General features: G+C 39.6%; 10 protein-coding genes and 1 pseudogene. 3 read left to right on the top strand and 8 right to left on the bottom strand.

Features of this window, described 5'->3' with window-relative positions; genetic code table 11:
• From HWQ40_RS05490 to HWQ40_RS05475, 4 genes are all read right to left on the bottom strand, one after another.
• Positions 1-1,005, bottom strand: a 1,005-nt coding sequence (locus HWQ40_RS05490) for a tetratricopeptide repeat protein (RefSeq protein WP_292775448.1), incomplete at its 3' end; no start/stop codon positions are given.
• A 573-nt stretch (positions 1,006-1,578) separates the two neighbouring features.
• Positions 1,579-2,214: a restriction endonuclease subunit R gene (locus HWQ40_RS05485; protein ID WP_292775447.1), complete on the bottom strand. Its 636-nt coding sequence runs from the start codon at positions 2,212-2,214 to the stop codon at positions 1,579-1,581.
• 140 nt (positions 2,215-2,354) lie between these two features.
• A complete protein-coding gene (locus HWQ40_RS05480) occupies positions 2,355-3,878 on the bottom strand; it encodes a SulP family inorganic anion transporter (RefSeq protein WP_292775446.1) in 1,524 nt (507 codons plus the stop codon).
• Between the two features lie 465 nt (positions 3,879-4,343).
• Entirely contained in the window at positions 4,344-5,843 is a 1,500-nt protein-coding gene (locus HWQ40_RS05475) for an ABC transporter permease subunit (RefSeq protein ID WP_292775445.1), read from the bottom strand.
• Positions 5,844-5,919: 76 nt separating this feature from the next.
• On the opposite strand from HWQ40_RS05475, the gene HWQ40_RS05470 reads away from it, so the two are divergent.
• Positions 5,920-6,675 (top strand): amino acid ABC transporter ATP-binding protein, encoded by a 756-nt coding sequence (locus HWQ40_RS05470; protein WP_292775444.1) that lies wholly within the window; start codon positions 5,920-5,922, stop codon positions 6,673-6,675.
• A 126-nt stretch (positions 6,676-6,801) separates the two neighbouring features.
• Here HWQ40_RS05470 and HWQ40_RS05465 read toward each other — a convergent pair whose 3' ends face one another.
• Both HWQ40_RS05465 and lipB read right to left on the bottom strand, forming a co-directional pair.
• A complete protein-coding gene (locus HWQ40_RS05465) occupies positions 6,802-7,002 on the bottom strand; it encodes a hypothetical protein (protein ID WP_292775443.1) in 201 nt (66 codons plus the stop codon).
• 265 nt (positions 7,003-7,267) lie between these two features.
• Complete coding sequence (gene lipB, locus HWQ40_RS05460) at positions 7,268-7,963, bottom strand: lipoyl(octanoyl) transferase LipB (RefSeq protein ID WP_292775442.1); 696 nt, start codon at positions 7,961-7,963, stop codon at positions 7,268-7,270.
• Between the two features lie 620 nt (positions 7,964-8,583).
• Here lipB and raiA point away from each other — a divergent pair.
• Entirely contained in the window at positions 8,584-9,231 is a 648-nt protein-coding gene (raiA, locus tag HWQ40_RS05455) for a ribosome-associated translation inhibitor RaiA (RefSeq protein WP_104909090.1), read from the top strand.
• Positions 9,232-9,521: 290 nt separating this feature from the next.
• On the opposite strand, the pseudogene HWQ40_RS05450 reads toward raiA, so the two are convergent.
• Positions 9,522-9,744, bottom strand: a pseudogene (locus tag HWQ40_RS05450) (hypothetical protein); the annotation flags it as partial.
• A gap of 173 nt (positions 9,745-9,917) precedes the next feature.
• Between HWQ40_RS05450 and HWQ40_RS05445 the strand changes: the two are divergent.
• Complete coding sequence (locus tag HWQ40_RS05445; protein WP_099099305.1) at positions 9,918-10,109, top strand: hypothetical protein; 192 nt, start codon at positions 9,918-9,920, stop codon at positions 10,107-10,109.
• A 248-nt stretch (positions 10,110-10,357) separates the two neighbouring features.
• On the opposite strand, the gene HWQ40_RS05440 is transcribed toward HWQ40_RS05445, so the two are convergent.
• Positions 10,358-11,215, bottom strand: a complete 858-nt coding sequence (locus HWQ40_RS05440; RefSeq protein ID WP_292775441.1) for a sulfurtransferase — start codon at positions 11,213-11,215, stop codon at positions 10,358-10,360.
• Positions 11,216-11,374 lie beyond the last annotated feature (159 nt).

The raw sequence follows: 11,374 nt of genomic DNA, 5'->3' as shown, positions 1-11,374 counted from the left end.
TGCTGCATCTAATTTCTTCTGGTCATATAGGGCATCACCGAGATTATTGTAAGCCTTAGCATAGTTGGGGTTGAGTTGAATCGCTTTTTGGTAAGCGGCGACTGCTGCATCTAATTTCTTCTGCTCCTTTAGGGCATTGCCGAGATTATTGTAAGCAAGAGTATGAGCGCTGGCTGGGGTTCCAGAATTGTCTTCTGGCAATGTTAGGGCTTTTTCGTAGGCGGTGATGGCGGCATCTAATTTTTTTTGGTCACTCAGGGTCAAGCCGAGATTATTGTAAGCATAAGTATAGTTGGGGTTGAGTTGAATTGCTTTTTGGTAGGCGGCAACTGCTGCATCTAATTTCTTCTGGTCACTCAGAACATTGCCAAGATTATAGTAAGCAGTAGCATCGTTGGGGTTGAGTTGAATCGCTTTTTGGTAGGTGGCAACTATCCCTTTTTGGTAGGCGGCAACTGCTGCATCTAATTTCTTCTGGTCACTCAGAACATTGCCGAGATTGTTGTAAGCATAAGCATAGTTAGGGTTGAGTTGAATTGCTTTTTGGTAGGCGGCAACTGCTGCATCTAATTTCTTCTGCTCCTTTAGGGCATTGCCGAGACCATTGTAAGCAATAGCCAAGTTAGGGTTAAGTTGCAAAGCTTTCTGATGAGATGCTAATGCCTCCTCTAATTTCCCTTGAGCATTTAGCACATTCCCTATACCCACGTAAGCTTCAGCATCATTAGGGTTGAGTTGTAACGCTTTCTGGTGAGCAGCTAATGCTTCCTCTAATTTCTCCTGTCGCCGCAAAGCATTTCCCAAATTGTTATAAGCTTTGCCATTATTGGGTTCAAGTTGTAAAACTTTACGCCAAATCGTTTCAGCTTGGGAGTTGTTACCCACTGTTTCGGCAGCGTTGCCTTGTTGAAATAGCTGTTCTATATTGTTTTGAGCAACTACAAACTGGGGTGTGGTAGCCAGAGATAGAGTTAAAAATAAAGTAGTAAATATACGGTTGTGCATAATAATGCTAATAGGTTCTCAGATTTTATCAGGACTCACGAAAAACTCGCCAAAAACCTGATGAATCTTTGAGACATACTCGTGAATGAGTCTTTGAACTCCATTAATGAGCCTTTGAACTGCATTAATGAGTCTTTAATACTCATGAACGAGTCTTTGATACTCGTGGACGAGTCTTTGATACTCGTGGACGAGCCTTTGATACTCGTGAACGAGTCTTTTATACTCGCGGACGAGTCTTTTATACTCGTGAACGAGTCTTTGATATTCGCGGACGAGTCTTTGATACTCGCCGATGAGCTTTTAATACTCGCGGACGAGTCTTTGATACTCGTGAACGAGTCTTTGATACTCGCGGACGAGTCTTTGATACTCGTGAACACGGTTTGTAGTTGAGTTCAATATAGACCTAACCCCCAGCCCCTTCCCTACTAGCGTTGGGGAGTAAGATTCAAAGCCTCTCTCCTTTTAGGAGAGAGGAATGGAAGTGAGGTCAAAGTTTATTACATACAAAAGCGATCGCTAAAAGAATTCTTACCATGCGATCGCACACATTAACAGTTAAATTCCCTTTTAAAGCTGACAAATTGCTTTTAAAATCTGTAGCAACTGACTTGAACGCTCTCTTTCCATTAAATTTAATTCTGGCAACAGATAATAAATAGGAGGATTTCCTTGTTCGATATAGACAAACTGATAACTTCTACCATTAGTCGTTAATCCCCAAACTGATTTTTGATTTTCTAAATTTTTATAAGCATACGTGAGTAGCTGAGGCAAACCTGTTGATATATCAACCTGGCTATTTTTAGATTCAATCAACAGTACCCAAAAATACGTTTGAGGTTTTGTATGTTTAGCTTTACTAATAGCTAAAATATCAAATCTACCTTTAATTTTTATATCTTCATCTTCAACTTCAATATCAGCAATATTCTCCTCCAAAACAATCTCTATTGGATAGCGATAAAAACTAGCTAATCTTAGTAAAGGCGCAATTGCAAGAAACTTAACCTGACCTTCAGAAACTTTGCCGGCTGTCAGGTAACGTCGAAAGTCATTTCTAATTTGCAGAAGTTCCTGCTGTTCTGCTTCTATAAGAGGTTTTAAAGATAAGTAGTTAGAAAATGAGTCATTGTACTGTTCTTGAAAGCCAAACAGACGTTGAACTTCTTCTAAGGATAAATTCCGAGCGTTGAGAATTGCCATATTTTTTTGGTTGATTCAGGTGCAACTCAATCCAAATTCCCCATATAAAACCTATCTTAACCCCTCGCTGATTACATGGAATACAAACAATTCGTAGGGTAGGATAGCTGTGCCACCCTACCGTGAGCATAGCTTGAGTGCTACAGAGTAAATGGTTTGCGATTACGATCTATCAGACGATCCCATTGCATAGTTAAAGTGCTTCCCATTTTTTCCTGTTGTTTTGCCCACACCGAAAGTAAATCTAGGCAAGAGTGATCTATATAAGCCAAATCTTGCATATAAACATGCAATTCACTTCCTGGAGGCACAAGTTCTAAAATATTTGCCAATTTTGGTAGCCTCACAAATGTTGCCGCACCTTGTAAATAAATGTCTATTCGCTGATTATCTTCGTGCTTAATAACTTGGATATTCAGCACAGACATTTTGTGAATTAGCAACATTCCTGTCAACAGAATACCAATTAAAACACCTGTGATTAGGTCAGTAACAACAATCCCTATTAAAGTAGCAGCAAATATTACCAGAGGAAAACGCCCATACTTTTTTAACTGGCGAATATGTTCTACTTCGATTAGTTTGTAACCAGTAACAACTAGAATTGCTGCAAGACTAGAAATGGGAATTATTTTGAGCAAGGTTGGGGCTGCAATTACTAAAATTAACAGCCATAACCCGTGAAGCATCGTTGATAATCTAGTTTTAGCACCAGCTTCTACGTTTACAGAACTGCGGGCTATCACTCCTGTCATCGGCAAAGCACCCAAGAACCCACATATAACATTGCCAATTCCTTGCGCCGTTAATTCGCGATCGAAATCGGTTCTTGTCCCGGTATGCAGTCGATCTACTGCTACGGCTGAAAGCAAACTTTCTGTACTAGCAATGAATGCAATCACGATCGCATCTAGCAAAACTGGTGCCTGAATTAGGCGTGGTAAGCTGGCAAGTGTTGGTAATTGAATTGCTTGTGCCAGATTTCCAGGTACATCAACATACTGAATCGGTAATCGATACACTGTAGCTATGACGGTGGCAATTACAACGCCAATAAGCGCACCAGGTATCAATTTTAAACTATTGGGCTTAAATTTTTCCCACAGCAGAAGACTGATAATAGTTATTACACCTATGAGTGCTGCAACGTGATGAACGCTACCATCAATAGGGAACAAAGCTTTGTAAATGCTGTTGGGAATAGAAATTAAATTTTCAATGCCGTGTATACGCGGTTGGTCGTCTAGCATGACATGAAATTGGGAAGCTAAGATTAATATCCCAATACCTGCAAGCATTCCATAGATGACAGCTGGTGACATGGCGCGAAACAGCTGGCCAAGTTTAAATATACCTGCGAGTAATTGGATTAAACCCGCTAGCAGCAGAATTGGCCCAACCATTTCAATGCCATATTCTTTAACTATTTCTGCAACAATCACAGCCAGCCCTGCTGCTGGGCCACTGACTAGCATTGGTGAACCGGAAACAGCACCAACAATAATTCCGCCTACTATTCCTGTAACTAAGCCGCGAGATGGTGGAAGTCCCGAAGCGATCGCAATACCCATACAAAGAGGAAGGGCGACAAGAAATACCACAAATGATGCCGGTACTTCACTAGTAAATGAGGATTTGTCTATGATTGCTTTCAAATTTCTCATTTGCTTCTCCTCTAATGAAAAGTTTTTAATTTTTGGCTGGCAAAGTGAACTGTTACAATCCAGCCGTAACTAGACTTGCATTGAATAGTTCAAACCTATTCACTGAGTTTTAATTGCAACTTAATTGTATTGATGTACTCAGCCCTCAAATAGCAAGCACGAAATCATTAAGTTAAATTGACTTAACGGTTATAGTTACTATTTACATTTCTTAATGATTACAAGTCAATCATAACAATAGTGTTATCTGATTGATATTACATAACTTTTTTATTGGTTTCGCCACAAAACATTAATTAAAATTAAACAATAAATTATAATTAGCCCAAAAAAGGTATAATAAGAAACCCATAATTTAAGTTTCTCAGGATCTTAACGCACAACTGCTAAGTATCCCAAAAATCAGCTTTACAAGTATATTTATTATCATTCTCTGGATTTTGAGAAATTATTTTTGAAAGTCTCTTAGCGCTTGATGGGATTCATCCAAGCTTCTAATCGGCTAAATACTTGGGAAGAAAGTAGCGTCAAACATAAATAAACCACCGCTACACCTGCGTAAATCTCAAAGGCGCGATAGTTATCAGCAACAATTAACTGTCCTTTACGTACTAATTCTTCAAACCCAATCACAGAAACTAAGCTAGTATCTTTCAATAAACTGATAAACTCATTACCCAAAGGTGGAATCATCCGCCGGAAAGCTTGGGGAAAAATTATATAACTCATAGTTTGCACAGAACTCAAACCTAATGATTTTGCTGCTTCTGCTTGTCCTGGTTCAATTGATTGAATTCCAGCACGTACGACTTCGGCAATGTATGCAGCGCTATTCAAACTTAAGGCAATTACCCCAGCACTTAGACGATCAAAAGAAAATGTCAAACCAAGTTCTTGTAAAATTGCTGGTAAACCAAAGTAAATCATAAAAATTTGCACCAGCAAAGGCGTTCCTCGAAAAAAATCTACATACGCCCTCGCCAACCAACGCACAGGTGCAATATGAGAAAGGCGAACAATACCAATTAAGGAACCGCCAATTAAACCAAATACTACAGAAAGTATCGTCAATTGCAACGTTATCAATGCACCCTGCAATAGACTTGGAAAAGCCTGCAAAACCACGTTAATTGAAGTTAATATTTTAGGTGCGCCAGCATTCGTTTGATTTTCAAATGGTGATTTAGCTGGTAGTGATGGTGGTTGAAGTTTAAACCATTTCTGGTAAATTTGGGCATAAGTGCCATTTTTCAGCACCCTATCCAAGCCATCATTTATCAATGTCAAATTCGGCGAGTTTTTAGCTGTAGCAATTCCATAAAACTCCTCCGTCAGCAATTTATGTACTACTTTAATTCCCTGAAGATTGCCCGTATTAATAGCATATACAGTCACAGGTGCATCATTAATTACTGCATCTACATTACCGTTGAGCAATTCTTGCAGGGCTATGGGTGCAGAATCAAAACTGCGAATTTGTACCCCAGGAATACTCTTAGCCTTTGCAGCCCCAGTTGTGCCAAGTTGTACAGCAATTTTTTTATTTTTGAGACTGTCAAAACCAGTAATATCTTGATTGTCTGCGCGAATTGCGATCGCTAACCCAGCCTTAAAATAAGGACGGGAAAAAGAAATCGTTTTCGCCCTCTCCTCAGTAATCGTAATCGAACTAATGGCGGCATCTACCGTTTTAGCTTGCAAAGCTGGGATAATGCCATCAAAAGGCAGACTTTGAAAATCAACTTTAAAGTTAGCAGAAGAAGCAATCGCATTCATCAAATCAATGGAAAACCCCTGCAACTCGCCACCTTTTCCTTGAAACTCAAAAGGTGGAAACGCTGGTTCCGTAGCAACCCGCAAAGTTTTCCCCGCGCTAGAGTTCACAGCACAGCTAATCAGTAATAAACAGCTAAAACCTACGAAGACACATAAATACAGCCAACGCATAAAATCAAATTTAGCCATATTATCTTCTCTCCTTCTGTGCCTCTGCGGTTTCTTAAAACATTACAATCAACTGTAGAGCAGCTTGACATAAGTAATGAACAATACCATCCCTGCGATTATTTTTGACAATATTGAAAAAAACTTTGGTTCCCTAAAAGTTCTCAAAGGAATTACCGGCGAAATCAACCGGGGAGAAGTCGTTGCAGTTATTGGTTCCTCCGGCTGTGGTAAAAGCACCCTACTACGTTGCTTCAACCGCCTAGAAACCATTGACAAAGGGCGTTTAATCATCAACGGAATTAACTTATCCCGACCCACTGTCAACTATAGCCAACTGCGGCAACTACGAACACAAGTAGGCATGGTTTTTCAACAGTTCAACCTGTTTCCCCATCTCAGCGTCTTAGAAAATATGACACTCGCACCACGTAAAGTCTTGGGTAAAACACCAAAAGAAAGCGCCCAACTAGCGAGATTATATTTAGAAAAAGTTGGTTTATCTGACAAAGCCTCTGCTTATCCCGAACAACTTTCTGGTGGACAAAAGCAACGAGTAGCGATCGCTCGTAGTTTATGTATGAATCCCCAAATCATGCTATTTGACGAACCCACCAGCGCCCTAGATCCTGAACTCGTTGGCGAAGTTCTGCAAGTGATGCAACAATTAGCCACAGAAGGTATGACAATGGTAGTTGTCACCCATGAAATGCAATTTGCAAAAGAAGTGGCCCATCAAGTGATATTTTTAGACAAAGGTATTGTGACAGAACAAGGCCCAGCCTATGAAGTGCTGACTAATCCCCAAAGCGATCGCCTACGTATTTTCCTAAGTCGCCTCAACGTTAGATAGTTAGGAGTTAGGAGTTATAAATTAAAAGCTTCTTTTGCACTCAGCACTGGCTCAACGCCCCGCTACCGCTAACATCACTCATCACTCATCACTGGCTCAACGCCCCGCTACCGCTAACAGCACTCTTTAAAGGTACTCGCGTAAAAAATCAAAGGGATCATCTTCCCAACAAGGTTCAGGTATTAGCCAAAATAAACTACTGTGGATATCAGCTTCAATTTCATCACCGTCGTCTCTATCAAATAGTTCTATCAAAGCTGTCCAATCACGTTCTCTGAGAGATGTTATCGATGGGGCATATACCTGGAGATTATTTGAGTAATTCACGCGCAAAGTTGTGCTTGACAGCCGTAAAAAGTTAGTATAGAAATTTAAAAATAATTAGATTCTAGCTTTGACAACCGCAGTTATACCAATTCAAAATTCAAAAAGTCTGATTGAATCTGGCTTTTCAGGTTTGTATCTATCACATTCTTTTTTCAAATCTGTATTAAATAGTTATTTTGATACTATTAAATATAGACTACTCTCATAAGTGTCTCACAATTTAAATAGGACTGCTATAGTATTTATTACATATTACAAGCGGAATTTACTCAGACCAGAAAAATCCTTGAGGCTGAGATTCTACTAATTCCACGCCAAAGACTTCCGCAAAAGATTGTGCTATGTAAGAACGCACTTCTTGGCAGGTGATACCTGGAATCCATTCGGCTAAACTGCCTACAGGTTTGTCAGAAATGCCGCAGGGTACAATGCGCTCAAAGCCTGTCATGTCTGGACAAATATTTAACGCAAAGCCGTGCATAGTAATCCAACGGCTGACTTTAATACCAATAGCCGCAATTTTTCGCCCTTGCAACCAAACGCCAGTAAAAGCCGGAATTCTTTCTCCTTGCAATCCATAAATTGCCAATACACGAATTATTACTTCTTCGAGTTGCCGTAAGTACCAATGGAGGTCTTTACGATAACGTTGCAGATTTAAAATTGGATAGCCCACCAGTTGACCGGGACAATGGTAAGTAACCTCGCCGCCTCGTTCAACTCGATGCACATCATACTGACCTTTGTCAATATCAAATTTGAGAAAGTCTGAGTTGCTTCCTTGTCCCAAAGTGTAGACAGGGGGATGTTCTAGCAAAATTAACACATCATCTAGACTGGGGTCGTGGATGCGCTCAGTCAGAAGCGATCGCTGCCATCCATGAGCTTCCAAGTAAGGCATTAATCCTTGGTTATATAGCAAACAAATGTTTTTGTGTGGTTTATTATTACTATGGATCATGCCAAAATTCAACTGTATAAAGAACTAAATATATTTCAAGTTAGAGGATTAAAATCAACAATTGTCAAGCTTTGCAAAGGATTTTAAAGGAAAGTCAAGGGAAGATGCATTAGAAAATACAAAGTGCTAGCTTGAATATATAACCTCAATAGGTTTTAGGAGGAATTCTCTGCAATAAGCATTATGCCAAGACAATAAGGAAGAATGTACTGGCTGATGACTTTAATACCATTGTTTGCATTTCAAACAGAATCAAACTTCCACAAAGCCTTCTATTCTTGAACAACAGCAAGCAAACCTCAATCGAACGCAGAAGGAGCAAATATCAACAGTTCTGTAAGCATTCCTTTAAAGGAAAAGGTACTCATAGGAGCTATAATTAGATTTCCTCACTCAAGAGTGCTAATTGGATATACAATTAGACATCAGCGCAGAGATGAGGAGGTAAATTAAGGGTATACTTGACAATTCCTCAGATGCAGTAAGCTGAGAGACAGCTTAACAGCAGTAGATACAATATAGTTCACAATTTGTTTTGGCGGGAGTAATAAACCTTACCGCAATTTCTTTTCATACAAAGCAAATTCACACATCCAAAATATTCAGCGGGAGAGTATTACATGAAGCTTGTCATCCACGGCAAAAATATTGAAATCACCGATGCGATTCGTGAGTATGTACATCAAAAAATTGAAAAAGCAGTTAGTCACTTTCAAAGCATTACAAATGAAGTGGATGTGCATCTTAGCGTCGCCCGGAATCCCCGAATTAATCCAAGACAAGCGGCTGAAGTAACTATTTATGCTAATGGTAGCGTTATTCGTGCCGAGGAAAGCAGCGAAAGTCTATATGCCAGCATTGACTTAGTTGCAGATAAAATTGCCCGTCAACTGCGGAAATATAAAGAACGGCGTCAAGACCACAAAACTCATACTCAACCAACAGAAGTAGTTATACCAGAGTCGATAGTAACAGATTTAATTGGCGATCGCACCGCTGAATTGCCCAACGAAGTCGTCCGCACCAAATATTTTTCCATGCCGCCGATGACCGTTGCAGAAGCCCTAGAACAACTGCAACTCGTGGGACACGACTTTTATATGTTCCACAATTCTGAAACTGGAGAGATTAATGTAATTTACGAACGTAACCACGGCGGTTATGGTGTTATCCATCCCCGCAATGGTAACGGAAATACTAACGGCAAAAATGGCAAGGCAAGCCACACTAATATAGTCATGCCGGAAAAGTCGCATTCGAGTAAATAGGGACTGGGGAATAGAGAGATGATGGGAGCAGGGGGAAAGTTGCAGTAAGTCTTTCCCCTCAGCCTCTTTCAATGCCCATTCCCTCATTTCGCAAACTGTTGCAAAGTTTTCAGATATTAGAAAATATTTTGACTTTACAGCTATTTTCAGGTAAATAGACCACGCGGTAGGGGCACAGCAATGCTGTGCCCCTACGATAGATGTGGTTCAAATACATGAAAATTGCTCAAACACTTCTTAATAAATATTTGGCATAGATGAGCTTTTGCCTCCAGAAATTACCTAATACGTGAGCCTTGGAGTAATGTGAAAATTTGCAGTTCGGCTGCTGGGTCGCCGTGGTATTCAAATAGTTGATATTGTCGCCCAGTCATCACAGCAAATTCATCCATGACTTTCTGGGTGATGTCTGCACAAGCTAGATAGTAAGGATTAACAGTTTCTCTAGTTTGGAAATTAGACATCAGAGTTTTGTGTTGTACCGCGCAAAACAGGTTTATTGGAGGATAGAGAGGGCTTCCGCAGTTAGCGATCGCGGATCGGCTGTATTGAGTATTCAAAATAGGTTAAACTGCGTGTAAAAGCTGGCAGAATATTAGTACCACTCCGCAATAAATCTTAATATATAGGTTAAGATAAGTGGATTTTGTCAGCATATATCAGATGACGTTAAGGAGCTAACTATCATGCAAAAAGAATATATGGAAATTTTAGAATCATTAATTAATAAATTGACATTATCCGCAATATTAGAAATGTTAGAGCGAATATGTCACAAAAAAGCGGAAAATCTGAGAACTCATTGGCAAGATGAGACTTCAGCAAAGCTTTGGGATAAAGCTGCTAGACAGATAGAACAGATAAATGTTGATGTTTGATTGAAGAAGAATTCAGAATTCAGGAGTCAGAATCAATGGGTAGGTGATTCAGACCTGCCACTTAATTATTGCACCACTAAATCGAACGCAAGTGCGTCTCTGAAAGAGAAGATTTAGTATGTGTTGTAAGGTTTATTCAGCGTTCGATTAAGTGCTCATGTATTTGCACTGTAGCGACGCAATAATGCTACTCACATTCTCAAGCCAATCTACTATAATTCTTAACCCAAGCGTATTGCTTTATACGCTCATTGCATGACTCTGCTATCAATTGGTAGTGCAAAATCACGAGACCATTCATTCCAAGAACCAAAATAATTTTTAGCAGAAATTCCCGCCTCTTCAAGGGCTATTAATGTATTCGCAGCTCTTGAACCCTTAAAGCAGTAAATGTACACAATAGACTCGGAAGTAATACCTACTGACTGACAAATTTCTCGGATTTCATCTGACGATCGGAACGTGGGAATTTCCGATTCAGAATTCATTAGATGATGCCATTCTAACCATACTGCGTTAGGGATTCTACCTTTGCGAGGACAAAAATCAGGATTGTAGGGAGAAGAACTCAACCCAAGCCATTCGTTGCGATCGCGCACATCTAATTTAATAATTGCTGGATTTTCAATTGCTTGCAACATCTCGGTGGTAGTCACCATTATGTCAGCGTTGGGATGCAATCTAAATATGCTGCTTTCACCCTTCGGTACTTCATCGGTAGTAGGTAATTCTGCCTTGAGCCATGCTCTATATCCTCCATGTAAAATAGATACCTGAGCGCAACCCAAATATTTCAGTAAGAAAGCTGCTCGACAAGATTGACCATAACCTTTATTTAAAGCATCTTCATAAACAATTAACTGTTCTGCACCAGATATTCCTACCCTGCTCATAATTTTTGCAAAATACTCTTGCAATTCCTTTAATCCTGCTGGGGAGGAATTCTCTAAAAGATAGGTAAAAAAATCTCTAATATTTATGGCTTGAGAAATATGAGAAATAGCATAATCTTCTTGACTTCGTGTATCGATAATGACAGTTTGTGAGGATTTTTTTGCTAACAGCGACGTGAGTTCTTGAGGAGAAATGAGGAGTTTTGTATTCACGCTTTCATGCTTCTGTTATTGTACCATTAGGCATTATCGTCCTTGGTAGATTTGCATTTTAGAATGTAAATTACAGAATAATGAATGTTAAATGTTACGAGATAACTTTTGTGGCTGGGTTGTTTTTAAGTAAGAATTCAGAGTTCAGAATTCAGAATT

The sequence above is a fragment of the Nostoc sp. NMS9 genome, assembly GCF_017114995.1.
GTDB lineage: Bacteria > Cyanobacteriota > Cyanobacteriia > Cyanobacteriales > Nostocaceae > Nostoc.
This window is presented reverse-complemented; position numbering and strand designations above follow the sequence as displayed.